The 15,717-nt window shown below is 70.2% G+C and carries 13 protein-coding genes and 1 pseudogene; 10 read left to right on the forward strand and 4 right to left on the reverse strand.

Annotation, left to right across the window (positions count from 1 at the left end):
• The first annotated feature begins 18 nt into the window (after positions 1-18).
• The 5 genes from ACFWP5_RS25805 (at position 19) to ACFWP5_RS25825 (ending at position 5,669) form a co-directional block, all read left to right on the forward strand.
• On the forward strand, positions 19-696 hold the full coding sequence (locus tag ACFWP5_RS25805) for a FadR/GntR family transcriptional regulator (RefSeq protein WP_384161088.1): 678 nt from the start codon (positions 19-21) through the stop codon (positions 694-696).
• A complete protein-coding gene (locus ACFWP5_RS25810; RefSeq protein WP_384161052.1) occupies positions 693-2,135 on the forward strand; it encodes an amino acid permease in 1,443 nt (480 codons plus the stop codon). Before ACFWP5_RS25805 ends, ACFWP5_RS25810 begins: the two co-directional genes overlap by 4 nt.
• A gap of 32 nt (positions 2,136-2,167) precedes the next feature.
• The gene (locus ACFWP5_RS25815; protein WP_384161055.1) at positions 2,168-3,187 is read left to right on the forward strand and encodes an asparaginase; all 1,020 of its coding nucleotides are present in this window, start codon (positions 2,168-2,170) and stop codon (positions 3,185-3,187) included.
• A 103-nt stretch (positions 3,188-3,290) separates the two neighbouring features.
• Entirely contained in the window at positions 3,291-4,700 is a 1,410-nt protein-coding gene (gene aspA / locus ACFWP5_RS25820; RefSeq protein ID WP_384161059.1) for an aspartate ammonia-lyase, read from the forward strand.
• Positions 4,701-4,736: 36 nt separating this feature from the next.
• Entirely contained in the window at positions 4,737-5,669 is a 933-nt protein-coding gene (locus ACFWP5_RS25825; RefSeq protein WP_384161061.1) for a glutaminase, read from the forward strand.
• A 6-nt stretch (positions 5,670-5,675) separates the two neighbouring features.
• Here the strand turns inward: ACFWP5_RS25825 and ACFWP5_RS25830 are convergent, their stop codons facing one another.
• Positions 5,676-6,470 carry an alpha/beta fold hydrolase gene (locus tag ACFWP5_RS25830; protein ID WP_384161064.1) on the reverse strand — a complete coding sequence of 265 codons (795 nt, stop codon included), beginning with the start codon at positions 6,468-6,470 and terminating at the stop codon, positions 5,676-5,678.
• Between the two features lie 137 nt (positions 6,471-6,607).
• Here ACFWP5_RS25830 and mptB point away from each other — a divergent pair, with 137 nt between their 5' ends.
• Both mptB and ACFWP5_RS25840 read left to right on the forward strand, forming a co-directional pair.
• Complete coding sequence (mptB, locus tag ACFWP5_RS25835; RefSeq protein ID WP_384161067.1) at positions 6,608-8,008, forward strand: polyprenol phosphomannose-dependent alpha 1,6 mannosyltransferase MptB; 1,401 nt, start codon at positions 6,608-6,610, stop codon at positions 8,006-8,008.
• On the forward strand, positions 8,005-9,393 hold the full coding sequence (locus ACFWP5_RS25840; protein WP_384161070.1) for a glycosyltransferase 87 family protein: 1,389 nt from the start codon (positions 8,005-8,007) through the stop codon (positions 9,391-9,393). Before mptB ends, ACFWP5_RS25840 begins: the two co-directional genes overlap by 4 nt.
• Positions 9,394-9,452: 59 nt before the next feature.
• Here the strand turns inward: ACFWP5_RS25840 and ACFWP5_RS25845 are convergent.
• The 3 genes and pseudogenes from ACFWP5_RS25845 to ACFWP5_RS25855 all read right to left on the reverse strand — a co-directional run.
• Positions 9,453-10,268: pseudogene (locus tag ACFWP5_RS25845) on the reverse strand (D-alanyl-D-alanine carboxypeptidase family protein); the annotation flags it as partial.
• Between the two features lie 173 nt (positions 10,269-10,441).
• The gene (gene rho / locus ACFWP5_RS25850) at positions 10,442-11,581 is read right to left on the reverse strand and encodes a transcription termination factor Rho (RefSeq protein WP_384161073.1); all 1,140 of its coding nucleotides are present in this window, start codon (positions 11,579-11,581) and stop codon (positions 10,442-10,444) included.
• Between the two features lie 293 nt (positions 11,582-11,874).
• Positions 11,875-12,702 (reverse strand): class I SAM-dependent methyltransferase, encoded by an 828-nt coding sequence (locus tag ACFWP5_RS25855; RefSeq protein ID WP_384161076.1) that lies wholly within the window; start codon positions 12,700-12,702, stop codon positions 11,875-11,877.
• Positions 12,703-12,869: 167 nt separating this feature from the next.
• Here ACFWP5_RS25855 and ACFWP5_RS25860 point away from each other — a divergent pair, with 167 nt between their 5' ends.
• The 3 genes from ACFWP5_RS25860 to ACFWP5_RS25870 are packed head-to-tail and all read left to right on the forward strand — an operon-like array spanning position 12,870 to position 15,604.
• Entirely contained in the window at positions 12,870-13,640 is a 771-nt protein-coding gene (locus ACFWP5_RS25860; RefSeq protein WP_384161079.1) for an SDR family NAD(P)-dependent oxidoreductase, read from the forward strand.
• A gap of 6 nt (positions 13,641-13,646) precedes the next feature.
• The gene (locus ACFWP5_RS25865; RefSeq protein WP_384161082.1) at positions 13,647-14,060 is read left to right on the forward strand and encodes a VOC family protein; all 414 of its coding nucleotides are present in this window, start codon (positions 13,647-13,649) and stop codon (positions 14,058-14,060) included.
• A gap of 11 nt (positions 14,061-14,071) precedes the next feature.
• Positions 14,072-15,604 (forward strand): MFS transporter, encoded by a 1,533-nt coding sequence (locus ACFWP5_RS25870; protein ID WP_384161085.1) that lies wholly within the window; start codon positions 14,072-14,074, stop codon positions 15,602-15,604.
• Positions 15,605-15,717: the final 113 nt, after the last annotated feature.

A 15,717-nucleotide genomic window follows, 5' to 3' on the forward strand; every position in this document is an offset into this window, starting at 1 on the left:
CCGCGGCGCGTCAGCGCCATGGAAGCGGTGCTTGTCCACCTCCGCGGCGCCATCGAGCGCGGCGACTACGCCATCGGCGACAAGCTCCCCTCCGAGGCGGAGCTGTGCCGCACCCTGGAGATCAGCAGGCCCGTGCTCCGCGAGGCCCTGCGGGCCCTGCAGACCATGGGGCTGACCGTCTCCAAGACCGGCAAGGGCACCTTCGTGGTCGCCAACGCCGTGGAGGACCCCACCTTCGGCGACTACGCGGCCAGTGACCTCCTCGAAGTGCGCCGCCACATCGAGATCCCGGTCGCCGGGTACGCGGCACTGCGCCGCACCCCGGAGAACCTGGACCACCTGGCCCACCTCCTGGACCGCATGGAGCGGGAGACGGACACCACCGCGTGGGTCGCGATGGACACGCTCTTCCACCTCGCCGTGGCGGAGGCCGCCCAGAACCCGGTGTTCCGCCGGGTCATCGAGGAGATCCGCGACGCGCTGGCCCGCCAGTCCGCGTTCCTCAACGAACTCGGCGGCCGACGCGAGCAGTCCAACCGCGAGCACCGGGCGATCGTCGAGGCGCTGATCGACGGCAGCGAGCCGGACGCCGTCGAGGCCATGTCCCACCACCTCGACCGGGTCGAGACGACCCTCACCGACATCGTGCGCCCCACGCGCACGAAGACCCCCACGGAAGGCGAACCCGAGGCGTGAGCGAGCAGTCCCTGCACGACAGCGTGCAGAAACGATCCGGCCATGTAGACGCCGGCGACGCGGGCTACAGCAAGTCCCTGAAGTCCCGGCACGTCAACATGATCGCCATCGGCGGCGCGATAGGCACCGGCCTCTTCCTCGGCGCCGGCGGCCGCCTCGCCGACGCAGGCCCCTCACTGTTCATCGCGTACGCGGTCTGCGGACTCTTCGCCTTCCTCGTCGTACGCGCGCTGGGCGAACTCGTCCTGTACCGGCCCTCGTCCGGCGCCTTCGTGTCGTACGCCCGCGAGTTCCTCGGCGAGAAGGGGGCCTACGTAGCGGGCTGGATGTACTTCCTGAACTGGGCCACCACCGGCATCGCCGACATCACCGCCGTGGCCGTCTACACCCACTACTGGAGCATGTTCTCCGACATCCCCCAGTGGGTGATCGCACTCATCGCCCTCGCCGTGGTCCTCACGGTGAACCTGATCTCGGTGAGGATGTTCGGCGAGCTGGAGTTCTGGTTCGCGATCATCAAGGTCAGCGCGCTCGTCGTCTTCATGCTCATCGGCATCTTCCTGCTGGTCACCCAGCACCAGGTCGACGGTTCGACCCCCGGCCCGTCCCTGATCACCGACAACGGCGGCATCTTCCCCAACGGCCTGCTGCCCATGCTCCTGATCATCCAGGGCGTCGTCTTCGCCTACGCCTCGGTCGAGTTGGTCGGCGTCGCCGCCGGCGAGACCGAGAACCCCGAGAAGATCATGCCGAAGGCGATCAACTCGATCATGTGGCGCGTCGGCCTCTTCTACGTCGGCTCGGTCGTCCTGCTGTCGATGCTGCTGCCCTGGAACAAGTACACCTCCGGCCAGAGCCCGTTCGTCACGGTCCTCTCCCAGATCGGCATCCCGGCGGCGGGCGGGGTCATGAACCTCGTCGTCCTCACCGCGGCCATGTCCTCGCTCAACTCCGGCCTCTACTCCACCGGCCGCATCCTCCGCTCCATGGCGATGTCCGGCTCCGCCCCCAAGTTCACCTCGGTCATGAGCCGCAGCCAGGTCCCCTACGGCGGCATCCTGCTCACCAGCGGAATCTGCGTCCTCGGCGTCGGCCTCAACTTCGTGGTGCCGGCGGACGCGTTCGAGATCGTCCTCAACTTCGCGGCGATCGGCATCCTCGCCACCTGGGGCATGATCATGCTCTGTCACTTCCTCTTCTGGCAGAAGACCGAGAAGGGCGAACTGACCCGGCCCGGCTACCGGTTGCCGGGTTCCCCCTGGACCGAACTCGTGACGCTGGCCTTCCTCGCCTCCGTCCTGGTCCTCATGTACGCCGACGGCGGCGCCGGACGCACCACCGTGCTGTGCCTGCCGCTGATCGCCGCCGCGCTGGTCGCCGGATGGTTCGCCGTCCGCCGCCGCGTGGCGAGCACGTCCTCCACCGCACCCGACGCGTGAGACCCACGTCGTCCTGACCCTGACAGGCAGTGATGTACAGCAGTTCCCTCGCGGACCCACCCCTCATCCGTGAACCCCTCCACGCACCCGTCGCCCACCTCATACGCGGCGGAGTGATCGAGGGCATCCACTACGGCTCCGTCGTCGTCCTCGACGCCGACGGCCAGGTCCAGCTCCAGATCGGCGACATCGAGGCGGCGTTCTATCCGCGCTCGGCGATCAAGCCCGTCCAGGCCGTCGCCATGGTGCGGGCCGGGCTGCCACTCGACGGCGAGCTGCTCTCGCTCGCCGCCGCCAGCCACTCCGGCGAGGAACGCCACCTCGCCGGGACCCGGCGCATCCTCGAACTCGCCGGGCTCACCGAGGACTCTCTGCGCAACGTCCCTGATGTGCCCTACGACCCGGTCGTCCGCGATGCCTGGGTGCGTGAGGGGCGGCTGCCGTCGCGGCTCGCCCAGAACTGTTCCGGGAAGCACGCGGCCATGCTGTACGTGTCGAAGCTCAATGGTTGGTCGCTCGATGACTATCTCGATCCCGCGCATCCGCTTCAGCAGGCGATCGCGGAGATCGTCGAGGACCTCACCGGGCAGCGGATCGCTCGGGTGAGCGTCGACGGGTGCGGGGCTCCTTTGTTCTCCATCTCCCTGCACGGGCTTGCTCGGGCCGTCGCTCGGATCACTACAGCTGCGCCTGGTACGCCTGAGGCTCGGGTCGCCGATGCGATGCGTGAGCATGCGGAGATGGCGTCCGGGTCGGGGCGGGATGTGGCCGCGTTGATGCGGGCCGTTCCCGGGCTGCTGGCCAAGGACGGGTTCGAAGGGGTTCAGGTTGCTGCGTTGCCTGATGGGCGGGCTGTTGCTGTGAAGGTGTCTGACGGGGCGAATCGGGCGCGGGTGCCTGTGGCGGCCGCAGGTCTTGTGCGGGCCGGGGTTTCTCCTTCGTTGCTTGGCGAGTTCGCGGGGGAGTCGTTGCTCGGTGGCGGCGAGCCGGTGGGTTGTGTTCGGCCTGTGCGGGCTTTGGACCCTGTGTCGCCGTTGTCCGCGTGTGCCTAGATCGGTTGTGGGGATCTGCGGGCCGGTGGGGGCTGGTCGCGCAGTTCCCCGCGCCCCTGAAAAGCAGGGCGTTGTCCCTTGACCTCTTTGGAAGGTGACCCTCATGACCGTTGCTGTTCGTCGCGAGCATGATCTGCTCGGGGATCGGGATGTACCCGGCGATGCCTACTGGGGTGTTCACACCCTGCGGGCCACGGAGAACTTCCCTATCACCGGGACGCCTATCTCCACCTATCCGCACTTGATCGATGCGCTCGCTGCCGTCAAGGAAGCTGCTGCTCTCGCCAATGAGGAGCTTGGGCTGTTGGCGCCTGAAAAGGCGGGCGTGATTGTCGCCGCCTGTCAGGAGATCCGGGCCGGGAAGCTGCACGACCAGTTCGTCGTGGACGTGGTTCAGGGCGGGGCCGGTACCTCGACCAACATGAACGCCAACGAGGTTGTCGCCAACCGAGCGTTGGAGTTGCTCGGGCATGGCAAGGGGGAGTACCGGTACCTGCACCCCAACGAGGACGTCAACCTGGGGCAGTCGACCAATGACGTGTATCCGACCGCGGTCAAGATAGCGACCGTCTTCGCCGTGCATGGACTGCTCAAGGCGATGGCTGTACTGCAGGACGCCTTTGCCCGTAAGGCTGTTGAGTTCCGTGACGTGCTCAAGATGGGCCGTACACAGTTGCAGGACGCGGTGCCGATGACGCTCGGTCAAGAGTTCTCGGCGTATGCGGTCATGATTGACGAGGATCGTCAACGTCTCGACGAGGCTGTCCAGTTGATCCATGAGATCAACCTCGGGGCCACGGCCATCGGGACCGGACTCAATGCACCTGCTGGCTATGCGGAGTCGGCCCGGCGGCATCTCTCGGAGATCACCGGGCTGCCGTTGGTGACGGCGGCCAACCTGGTCGAAGCCACGCAGGACTGCGGGGCGTTCGTCCAGATGTCGGGTGTGCTGAAGCGGGTCGCGGTCAAGCTCTCCAAGAGCTGCAACGACCTGCGGCTGCTGTCCTCGGGGCCGCGCGCGGGGCTCGGCGAGATCAACCTGCCGCCGGTGCAGGCCGGTTCGAGCATCATGCCCGGCAAGGTGAACCCGGTGATCCCCGAGGTCGTCAACCAGGTCGCCTTCGAGGTGATCGGCAACGACGTCACGATCACGATGGCCGCCGAGGCCGGGCAGCTCCAGCTCAACGCGTTCGAGCCGATCATCCTGCACTCGCTGTCGGAGTCCATCACGCATCTGCGCGCCGCCTGCCTCACCCTCGCCGAGCGCTGTGTGGACGGCATCACCGCCAACACCGAGGCGCTGCGCGCGAGCGTGGAGAACTCGATCGGTCTGGTGACCGCGTTGAACCCGCACATCGGGTACACGGCCGCCACCGACATCGCCAAGGAGGCCCTCGCCACCGGCCGGGGCGTGGCCGAACTCGTCCTGGAGAAGGGCCTGTTGCCCGCCGAGACGCTCGCCGCCCTGCTGCGGCCCGAGGTCCTGGCCGGCAGCGGCCCCGTGGCGGTCTGAGCCGCGGACGCGCACCAGAACCGGCCCGGAGGCACAATGGTGATCATGTCCCCATCGATGGCTTTCCAGCCGGTCCTGGAGCGCATCGCCGGTGAGATCGAGCGGACCCCCGGCCGCGGCCGGCCCGCCGACTACATCCCGGCGCTCGCGGCCTGCGACCCGCGCCGCTTCGGCATGGCCGTCGCGGAACTGGACGGCACGGTGTACGGAGTGGGGGACTGGCGGCAGCCGTTCTCCACGCAGTCCATCACCAAGGTCTTCACCCTCGCCCTCGACCTGGCCCGCGAGGGCGACGAACTCTGGGAACACGTGGGGCGCGAGCCCTCCGGCAACCCCTTCAACTCCCTTGTCCAGCTGGAGTACGAGAGCGGCATCCCGCGCAACCCGTTCATCAACGCGGGCGCGCTCGTCGTCACCGACCGCCTCCAGACCCGTACCGGAGACGCGGCCGGCGAACTGCTCACCTTCCTGCGCACCGAGAGCGGCAACCCCTCCCTCGGTTTCGACAAGGAGGTCGCCGCCTCCGAGTCGGCGAACGGTGACCGCAACGCGGCCCTCGCGCACTTCATGAAGTCCTACGGGAACATCGACAACGAGGTGCCCGTCCTCCTGGACCAGTACTTCCGGCAGTGCTCGATCGAGGCGTCCTGCGCCGACCTCGCGCTCGCCGCCGGGTTCCTGGCCCGGCACGGCAGTCGCGCCGACGGCAGCCGGCTGCTCACCCTCACCCAGGCCAAGCAGGTCAACGCGGTGATGCTGACGTGCGGGACGTACGACGCCGCGGGTGAGTTCGCCTACCGGGTGGGGCTGCCCGGCAAGAGCGGGGTGGGCGGCGGGATCATCGCGATCGTCCCGGGCCGGTGCACCCTCGCCGTGTGGGGCCCCGGGCTCGACGAGCGCGGGAACTCGGTGGCCGGCGTCGCCGCCCTCGACCGCTTCACGACACTGACCGGTGTGTCCGTGTTCTGACCGCCGTCAGGCCAGGAACTCGGTGATCAGTGGCAACAGCACCTTCCGCCGCATGAGTTCCATGTGCGTGGTGCCGGGCAGCACGGCGAGTTGCGCATCGGGGATCAGCCGCTGCATCTCGGCGAGGTGCTCGACGTGGAAGAAGTCCGTGTCGCCGATCACGAGGAGCGTGGGCGCGGTCACCGTGCGCAGGTCGTCGGCCGTCCAGGGCAGCGGGGCGTTCGCCGCCGCCGAGGTCTTGGCGAAGAAGTCCTGGAAGTGCTCGGGGTGCGGTGCGACGGCCGCGTAGGCGTCGGCCATCTCCTGGAAGTCGGCCTTACTGGGCAGCCGCGGTGAGCTGAAGTCGGGGGTGCGGACCTCGTTGTGGAAGCCGTCCTGGGAGTACGCGATGGCGGCCGGCACGAGCCGTCCGACCCGCTCCGGGTGCCGGACCGCGATCTCCAGGGCGACCAGTCCACCGAGGCTGAACCCGATGAAGTCGGCCTGCCGGACGCCGAGTTCGTCGAGCAGCGCCACCACGTCGGAGGCCAGGTCCGGCACCGTCAGTTCCCGGTCGGTGTCGGCGGTGTGGCCGTGGCCCTGGAGTTCGGGGGCGATCACGTACCGCTCGGCGGACAGCGCGGGCAGCATCGTCCCGAAGGTGAGACCGACGGTCTGGACACCGCCGTGCAGCAGCACCAGCGGGCGCCGGTCCTCGTGTTCGACGCCATGGATCTCGTAGTACATCTCCTGGCCGTTCACCTTGGCGTGGGCGGAGCTGTTCGGCACGGTCATCACGTCCGTTCTGTAGAGGCCGGTCATCAGGGAGACTGGTCGCGGACGGGGAACTCATCGGTACCGAGGGCGGATCACACGGAGGTCATGCGCAGGTCTCCGTGCGGAGAGCGGCAGGTCGCTTTCCCGCCATCCGGCGTTGACACGCTTGGCGAGTGTTGGCCATGGCTTTTCCCGTCGATCTCCGCCGCTGCCAGGTGCTCGGTCTGGCCGGTACCGCCGTCCTGGCGCTGGGCGGTGAGACGGCCGGAGCGCTCCCGGCCGCCGACCTCTTCTCCCCGGCCTCCGCGCAGGCGGCGCTCGGGCTGGTCGGGGTCTACTTCGGTGTCGTCCTGCTGATAGCGGCCTGGCTGCTGCTGGGCAAGCTGATCCGCGGCGCCGAACCGCCCACCCCGCGCTCCCTGTTCCTGGTCCTCGCCGTGTGGGCGGCCCCGCTGCTGCTCGCGCCGCCGCTGTTCAGCCGGGACGTGTACAGCTATCTCGCGCAGGGCGCCATGGTCGACGCCCACATGGACGTCTACGCGCACGGCCCCGCCACGCTCGGCGGTCCCCTCGCCGACGAGGTCGCCCCGCTGTGGCAGCACACCGGCGCGCCGTACGGCCCGGTGTTCCTCGCCCTCGCCTCGGGGTTGTCCGGACTGACCCGAGGCGAGCTCCCCGCCGGGCTCTTCGGGATGCGGCTCGTCGCCCTCCTCGGGGTGGGTCTGATGGCCGCCGCGCTGCCCCGGCTCGCCCGGCACAGCGGCGCCGACCCGGCCGCCGCGCTCTGGCTGGGCGCCCTCAACCCGCTCGTGCTTCTGCACCTCGTCGCGGGCGCCCACAACGACGCGATCATGCTCGGGCTGCTCGGCGTCGGCCTGGTTGCCGCCCTCGGCCGCTGGCCGGTCCTGGGCGCCGTACTCGTCACGCTCGCCGCCCTGGTCAAGGCACCGGCCGCGCTCGGGCTCGCCGCGGTCGTCCTGCTCCAGATCCGCGCGGGCCACCGCCCGGCCAAGGCCGTCACGACGACCGTCGTCGCGTCCGCGGCCACCACGGTCGCCGCGACCGCGATCGCGGGCACGGGCTACGGCTGGATAGGCGCCCTCGACACGCCCGTCTCGGCGCACAACTGGGCCCTCACCAGTCTCCTCGGCCGCGCCACCGGCGCCCTGCTGGAACACCTCGGCAGCGATCTCGCGCCCTTCGCCGTCCCGGCCTGGCACGCCCTCGGACTCGCGGTCACCGGCGCGGCCATCCTCGCCATATGGCTGCGCCTGCGGCCGAGCCCGGTCTACGCGCTCGGCCTGAGCCTGGCGGTCGTGGCCGCCTTCGGCCCGGCGATCCGCCCCTGGTACGCCCTGTGGGGTCTCTTCCTCATCGCCGCCGCCGCGCCCAGCACGTCCGTACGGCACCGGGTGGCCGCCGTGACGGGAGTCCTCGCCCTCGCGGTCCTGCCCAGCGGCGGCCCCGCCGACATCGGACAACTCGTGCTGGCCGTCTCCGGCGGCGTCCTCGCGATCGTCGTCCTCTGGCAGGCCCGCCAGGCGGCACAGGCACCGGCACCGGCCCTGGGACGTACGGCATGAGAACACCCCGCACCGACCGCGGCAGACTCCTCCTGGTGCTGGCCCTCGCCGTCGTCGTCGCCGTCTTCACGGCGACCGTCCCGCTGCTGCGCGACTGGTTCGACCTGCGCGTCTACTACGGCACCGTCCACACCTGGCTCCACCACGGCGGCCGGATCTACGACTACCGGGTGCCCGGGACGACGTACGGCTTCACCTACCCGCCGTTCGCGGCCGTCAGCATGGCCCCGATGGCGTACCTCGGCCTCGGCACCGCGATCGGGGCGGGGCTGGTCCTCAACCTGGCGGCTCTCGCCGTCGTGCTGCGCATCCTGGCCGGGCCCGGGTGGCGGCGGTACGGCTGGTTCGGGTGGGCGCTGGTGGCCTGTGGGCTGGCGCTGTTCGAGCCGTTGCGCGACACCTTCAGCTTCGGGCAGGTGAACCTCCTGCTGCTGGCCCTCGTCCTCGGCGACGGCTGGCTGCTGTCCACCGGCCGGGGCCGCTGGGCGGGCGCCGGCATCGGACTCGCGGCGGCGATCAAGCTCACGCCGGCCCTGTTCATCGGCCTGTTGCTGCTGGCCAGACGCTGGAAAGCCGCCGCGGTGGCGACGGCTGTGGCGCTCGGGGCGACCGGGCTCGCGGCCCTGGTGGTCCCGGACGCCTCGCGGTTCTACTGGACCCAGGCGATGTGGGACACCACCCGGGTGGGCCGCCTCGACTACGTCTCCAACCAGTCCCTGCAAGGAGTCCTGGCCCGGCTCGGCGAACCGGGCCGCCCGCTGTGGGCGACGGTCGTGGTGCTCGTGCTGGCCGTGTGGGCGGTGCGGGCGCGCCGCGCGGTCGGCGCGGGGGACTGGACGGCCGCGTTCGCGCTGACCGGGCTGACCGCGTGTCTGATCAGCCCGATCACCTGGGTGCACCATCTCGTGTGGCTGCTGCCGTCCTTCGCCGTGCTGGTCCGCGCCGGGCATCCGCGGATCGCGGGCGCCCTCTACGCGGTGATGTGCACGAGTGTCGTGTGGCTGTGGTTCGACGACTCCTCGGGCATCGACGGCTTCCTCGGCAGCAACACGTACACCTGGATCACGCTCGGCCTGCTGCTGTGGCTGCCGACGGGTCAGGCCGGGGGAAGCCGCTGGCCCCTGAGCCGCAACGCCGCCACCACCGCGCCCGCGCCCAGCACCACGGCGGCCGCGATCGCCGCCGTCTCGGCCCAGCCCGGACCCTCGTCCGGCACGACCGCCGCGGCCACCGGCACGGCCACCGGCACGGCCACGGGCCCCGACCTCGGCCTGGCCCGCAACGCGTCCAGCGACCCCACCGGATCGACCCGCCCGGCCGCCGCGAACCCCCAGTCGAGCAACTCGCGCGCCTCCTCGTACACGGTGAAACCACCGCCTGCCTGAGGGTTCATCACGGTGACGACGAGCGCCCGCCCGCCCCGACGCGCCGCCGCGACAAGGGTGTTGCCGGCGTTCGTGGTGTAGCCGTTCTTCACCCCGATGAGCCCCGGATACCGCTCGACGCCGTCGTTGCCGGTCAGCAGCCGATTCGTGTTCTGGATGCCGTACGACGATCCCTCACCGGGGAACTCGGCCTCGGCGGTGGAGCAGTACCGCGCGAAGTCCTCGTTGCGCAGCCCGGCCCGCCCGAACACCGCGAGGTCGAAGGCGGAGGACACCTGGCCGTCGGTGTCGTAGCCGTCCGGCGAGACGACATGGGTGTCGAGGGCGCCCAGAGCGCGGGCCTTGGCCTGCATCCGTGTGGCCGTGGTCTGCCAGCCGCCGTTGAGGGAGGCCAGCACGTGCACGGCGTCGTTCCCGGAATTGAGGAAGACCCCGCGCCACAGGTCGGCGACGCGGTACGTGTGGCCCTCCTCGACCCCGACCAGGCTGCTGCCCTCGCCGATGCCTGCCAGGTCCTTCTCGCTGACGCGGTGCTGGATGCCGCCGGGGAGCACGGGCAGGACGGTCAGGGCGAACAGTGTCTTCAGGGTGCTCGCGGGCGGGAGCCTGCGGTGCGCGTCGTGCGCGGCGAGGACCTCGCCGGTGCGGGTGTCTGCGACCAGCCAGGACAGGGCGGAGACATCCGGGATCTGGGGGGCGCCGGGGTGCGGGCGGACCTGGGTGTCGGGGCGGTTCAGGAGTGCGGGTGGCGGTGTCGCTGTGCCGGGATCCGACCCGGTGTGGGCTGCCGCCGCGACGGGGGTGAACGCGAGGACGCCCGCGAGGCAGAGGGCGCAGGCCGACACGGTGATCCGGGGTGGGAATCCGATTGTCATACCGCAAACGTAGAAACGGACCTGCGGTAGAGGGTGATGGCCGGGCCGAACGGGGTGAGTCAGCACCCGGATGCGCTAGTGATTCGTCCGCGGGCCCGGTGGGGGCTGGTCGCGCCCACGCGGCGGAGCCGCGCATCGATACAGCCCCGCATCCCTGAAAGAGGAGGCCCAGGTCAGTTTGAAGGCAGTGTGGGCTGGATGTGGCGTAGGAACGTTGCGTTGTTCGGGGTGTTTCGCATGCGCTCCAGCAGGGTTTCCGTGCTGCCCTGGCCGTCCCTCGACTGGAGGGCCCTGCGCAAGCCCCGTACTGCCGTCAACTCGGCCGGGGTGAGGAGGAGTTCCTCTCGGCGGGTGCCGGACGGGTTGATCTCGACGGCCGGGAAGACCCGGCGGGAGGCCAGCTCGCGGCTGAGGCGGAGCTCCATGTTGCCGGTGCTCTTCAGCTCCTCGAAGTAGAAGTCGTCGGCACGGGAGCCGGTCTCTACCAGTGCGGTGGCGAGGATGGTGAGCGAGCCGCCCTCCTCGGCGAGGCGTGCGGCGCCGAAGAACTTCTTCGGGCCGATCAGCGCGGTCGCGTCGACACCGCCGCTGAGGGTACGGCCGCCGGACGCGGCCGCGTTGTTGTGCGCCCGGCACAGCCGGGTCAGCGAGTCGAGGAGGATCACGACGTCCTCGCCCGCCTCGACGAGCCGCTTGGCCCGCTCGATCACGAGCTCGGCCAGCGCGATGTGCTGCCTGGGGGCCTTGTCGAAGGTGGAGGCGTACACCTCGCCGCGCACGGAGCGCCGCATGTCGGTAACCTCCTCGGGACGTTCGTCGAGCAGGACGACCATGAGGCGGGCCTCGGGGTGGTTGCCGGCGACGGCGGCCGCGATCTGCTGGAGCAGCACGGTCTTGCCGGTCTTGGGCGGGGCCACGATCAGCCCGCGCTGGCCCTTGCCGACGGGGGCGATCAGGTCGGCGACGCGTCCGGTCAGGCCGGCCGCCGGGTGTTCGAGGTGGAGCCGCTCACGCGGGTGCAGCGGGGTGAGGTCATGGAAGTGGCGTCGGCCGCGCAGTTCGCCGGGCGTGTGCCCGTTGACGAACGCGACCTCGGTCAGGGCGCGCTGCCCGCCGCGGACGCCTTCCACGAGGTCGCCCTTGCGCAGGCCGTGACGGCGGATCAGCGCGGGGGAGACCTGGAGGTCGGTGGGCGAGGGCTGGCAGTCCAGCGCCCGCAGGTGCCCCTTCCCGTTGCCGTCGATGTCGAGGACACCGGTGGCGATCTGGGTGCGGGGCTGTTCCTGTACTGGGGGTTCGAGTGTGGTGGTCATGATGGGTGGTCCTTTCAAGGACGGATGCATGTGTCATGCGGAAAGAAGGAAGGGGGGAGAAGCCGCAGGTGGAGGGCGAACTGGCGCTCCTCGGGGCGGCGGGGAAACATCACCTCGGGTACGGCGGAAAACGCCGGTCACGAGCTGGTGTGGAGAAGCCGATGCACCGGTCGGAATCGACGGGCTGTTCGGCGAAGGAGAAGTGGATCTGGCACCGGCGCCCGGAACGGGGCGTACACAAGTGCTGACCGCACCGTAGCACACCCGGTGTGACTCTGGCTGTGAAGTACGGCTCAGCGGCTCGCCAGCAGGCCGTAGAGGAGGGGAATCCGGGGCTCGGCCAGTCGCCACCAGCCGGTCGGGGTCCGGACCATCTGCGGCCAGCGCGGCCACGGCAGTTCGTCGCTCTCGCGAAGGCGCCGGATGTTCAGTCCTGCTGCCGTCAACGCGTTGATGACCTCGTCTATTCCGTGCATCCACTCGTAACTGTCGGTCGCGCCCGCCACGGCCGGGCCGTCGGTGTACGTGAACGTCGCGTTCCGGTGCACCGGACCTGCGCCGCCCAGGTAATCGTGGCGCAGGAGCAGTTCGGGTCCCTCGCCCGGAGCCGGCTTCGGGCCGAGCGAATTGAGCAGGGGATGAAACTCGACCAGGTACAACAGGCCGCCGGGACGCAGGAGTTGGGCGACCGTGTCCGCCCAGCGCGGCAGATCGGGCAGGTAGCACAGGGCGCCCTTGCCGGTGTACACGACGTCGAACTGCCGTTGCCCCAGGGCCGCCACGGCGTCGTACACGTTCGCCTGTACGTAGCCGACGTCGAGGCCCGCCTTCGCCGCGATGCCGCTCGCGGCCGCGACGGACGCCTCGGAGAAGTCGAGGCCCGTGGCACGCGCCCCGCGCCGCGCGAACGCGAGGGTCTCGGTGCCGAGGTGGCACTGGAGATGCAGTACGTCACGGCCGGTCAGGTCACCGAGGTCGTCCCACTCGAAGGCGGCGAACCAGCGGTCCGGGTCCGGGTCCCCGTTGAGGCCGTAGAACCGGCTGGCGAGATGGACGGGGGTGCGGGCGTCCCAGTTCGCCTGGTTGGCCCGCATCAGGCGCGCGTGGTCGTCGGTGCTCATGAGGACATCCTCCCGTGAACCTGTGAGGAGTTCCCGGCTCCGCGCCTCATACCAGCCATACGAACCCCCGATGGCCCTTCGCTGACCCATTTCTTGTTCTCGCCAATGGCCGTACCTACGCTGCCACCACCGCACCACGGCGGTACGGGACAAGGGACTTGGCAATCATGGGTCGACTGGCCGGGAAAATCGCTTTCATCAGTGGAACGGGGGCGGGAATAGGGCGGGCCGCGGCGCTGGTATTCGCGGCGGAGGGCGCCGAGGTCTTCGGCTGTGACATCGACGAGGACAGTGCGGCCGAGACCGTGGAAATCGTCGAAAAGGCCGGCGGAATCATGCGCTCCCTCGCCCCCGTGGATCTCTCCACCCAGGACGGCGCCCGGGAGTGGATCGAGGCCGGGATAGCGGCCTTCGGCGGGATCGACATCCTCTACAACAACGCCTCCGCGCTGCGGAACGGCCCGTTCGAGACCATGCCCGCCGAGGACTGGTACTTCACCATCAAGAACGAGCTGGACATCCCCTACTTCTGCACCCAGGCCGCCTGGCCGCACCTGATCGCGCGGGGTGGCGGGGCCGTTCTCAACGTGGCCTCCGTGGCCGCCGTGCGCGGGGCGCCGTTCATGCCGATGGTGCCTCACGGGGCCGCCAAGGGCGGGGTGTTGGCGATGAGCCTGCACCTGTGCGCGGCCGGCGCACCGCATCACATCCGGGTCAACACCATCGCGCCCGGCATGACCCGCACCTCCGCGACCGCGCCCTTCCTGGACGATCCGGACGGCCCCAAGGCCCAGTTGGAGGCGCGCATCCCGGTCGGGCGGGTGGGACAGCCCGAGGACATCGCACGGGCCGCCGCCTTCCTCTGCTCCGACGAGGCGGCCTTCGTCAACGGCGCCAACCTCATGGTCGACGGCGGCGACAGCGCGATGGCGGGCTGAGCCGCCGTGACCACCCGACTCGACCACGTGGGCGTCAACGTACGGGATCTCGCGGCCCAAACCGCTTGGTACCAGGGCGCGTTCGGGCTGAGGACCGTCTTCGAGTTCCACCTCGAAGGGCCCGGTCTGCGAGGCGTTGTCCTGGAGCATCCGCGGGGCTGGCGCATCGAGTTGCTCGCCAGACCCGGCTCCGCCCCCGGCCTGCGCGCGCCGGACCCGCTGACCGCAGCCCTCACCGAGGGATACGGGCACTTCGCGGTCACCACCCCCGAACTCGACCCCGTCCACGGCGCGTTGGTGGCCCGTGGCGCGGGCGAGGTCATGGCACCCGGGCCGTCCCCCGAACCCGGAGTGCGTATGGCCTGGGTCAGTGACCCCGAGGGAAATCTCATCGAACTCATAGAGAAAAACGCAGAGTGAGGGCACGCACGATGACGGATTCGACCTCCTTGAAAAGACTGGACCCCGGAACGCTCATAGCGTGCTGTCTCGCGGTCGCGGCGGCACAGTTGTGCATTACCGTTCCCTCGCCCATCAACGGAGAAATTCAGGCCGCATTCGGCGCGTCGGGTTCTCAAGTCGCCTGGGTGACCTCCGCCTTCATTCTCCCCACCGCGATTCTGGAACTGAATTTCGGTGTGGTGGGCGATCTCTTCGGACGCAAGCGCCTGTTGGTGCTCGGCGGGCTGGTCCTGGCGCTCGGTGAACTCCTCAACTCGACCTCGCAGAACATCACCATGATGTGGACCGGGCAGGCTCTCGCCGGCATCGGTGCCGCCGCGCTCTTCCCCAGCTCCCTCGCGGTCATCGCGGCGGCCACACCCGACGGCAAGGACCGGGCCAGGGCGGTCTCCACCTGGGCGCTGTCGATCTCGCTGGCCTCCGCGCTCGGCCCGCTGTCCTCCGGGATCCTCGCCACGGTCGCCGACTTCCGCTGGGCGTTCGTGCCGCCGGTCGTCCTCGGTCTCGTCGTCGCGGTCACCTCCTGGAAGCTCGTCACCGACTCGAAGGCGCCCGAGGGCCGAGCGCTGGACTGGCCGGGACAGATCACCATCGCCGTCGGTCTGACCGCCCTGCTCTGGGGCATCATCGAGGGCGGCGACCGCGGCTGGGGCAGCGCGGCGATCGTGGGCTCGCTGACCCTGGCTGCCGTGGCGCTCGTCGGGTTCGTCCTCGCGGAGACCCGCGCGGCCTCGCCGATGTTCAACCTCGGCCTGCTGAAGATCCCGTCGTTCGCGGCGGCGGCCGTCGTCGCGCTGGCCGGCATGTTCGGCTTCATCGGCACCGCGTACTGCGTCTCGATCCGCCTCGGCGTGGTGATGCACCTGAGCGCGCTGCGGGCCGGCATGCCCTTCGTGATCCTGCAGTTGATCCCGCTGCTGCTGGCGCCGGTGCTGAGCCGGATGCTCACCAGGATCGACGCCCGCTGGCTCCTGATGGGCGGCTTGCTGCCCATGGCCGCCGGACAGTTCTGGATCGCCGCGCTGCCCATCACCACCACCTCCCTCGCCGCCTTCATCGGCCCGGTGCTGCTGCTCGGCATCGGCTTCATCTGCGTGGTCTCCTCGCTGACCTCCGCCGCCGTGAACGCCGTACCGATCGAGATGACCGGCATGGCCAGCGGCGCGACCAGCCTGGTCCGCGAGTTCGGCCAGGGCCTCGGCCCGGCCGTGATCAGCACCATCGCGATGAGCGCCGCGTCCTCCGCCCTCGTCGGCAAGCTCAGCGGGGCCGACGCGGGCATGGAGAAGGCGGCCGGACCGCTCGCCGTCGTCAACGCGGGCAGCGCCCAGGCCAAGGCCGCCGCGCAGACCGCCCTCGGCCACGGCATGGCCCTCGGCGTGGTGATCTGCGGCTGCGCCTCGCTGCTGGGCGCGGTGGTCACCCTGCTCTTGGTGCGCAAGAACACCGAGCGCTCGACCTTGGGGGCGGGGGAGCCGACGGTGCAGGCGGCCACCGCGTAACCGAAGGACGTATCCGGAGAGGCCGGGGCCGGGGACGGTCCCCTGCCCGGACTGCCGGCGCTGGAGCAGGTGGTGGTGCTGGCGGACGACGCGCCCGCCGACTTCCGTACCTG

The organism is Streptomyces sp. NPDC058469 (assembly GCF_042721125.1).
In the GTDB taxonomy this organism is placed as follows: domain Bacteria; phylum Actinomycetota; class Actinomycetes; order Streptomycetales; family Streptomycetaceae; genus Streptomyces.

Coding starts and splice junctions, on each gene's coding strand:
- ACFWP5_RS25805 (WP_384161088.1), top strand. CDS start 19: ATGGAAGCGGTGCTTGTCCACCTCCGCGGCGCCATCGAGCGCGGCGAC.
- ACFWP5_RS25815 (WP_384161055.1), top strand. CDS start 2,168: ATGTACAGCAGTTCCCTCGCGGACCCACCCCTCATCCGTGAACCCCTC.
- aspA (WP_384161059.1), top strand. CDS start 3,291: ATGACCGTTGCTGTTCGTCGCGAGCATGATCTGCTCGGGGATCGGGAT.
- ACFWP5_RS25825 (WP_384161061.1), top strand. CDS start 4,737: ATGGTGATCATGTCCCCATCGATGGCTTTCCAGCCGGTCCTGGAGCGC.
- ACFWP5_RS25830 (WP_384161064.1), bottom strand. CDS start 6,470: ATGACCGGCCTCTACAGAACGGACGTGATGACCGTGCCGAACAGCTCC.
- mptB (WP_384161067.1), top strand. CDS start 6,608: ATGGCTTTTCCCGTCGATCTCCGCCGCTGCCAGGTGCTCGGTCTGGCC.
- ACFWP5_RS25840 (WP_384161070.1), top strand. CDS start 8,005: ATGAGAACACCCCGCACCGACCGCGGCAGACTCCTCCTGGTGCTGGCC.
- rho (WP_384161073.1), bottom strand. CDS start 11,581: ATGACCACCACACTCGAACCCCCAGTACAGGAACAGCCCCGCACCCAG.
- ACFWP5_RS25855 (WP_384161076.1), bottom strand. CDS start 12,702: ATGAGCACCGACGACCACGCGCGCCTGATGCGGGCCAACCAGGCGAAC.
- ACFWP5_RS25860 (WP_384161079.1), top strand. CDS start 12,870: ATGGGTCGACTGGCCGGGAAAATCGCTTTCATCAGTGGAACGGGGGCG.
- ACFWP5_RS25870 (WP_384161085.1), top strand. CDS start 14,072: ATGACGGATTCGACCTCCTTGAAAAGACTGGACCCCGGAACGCTCATA.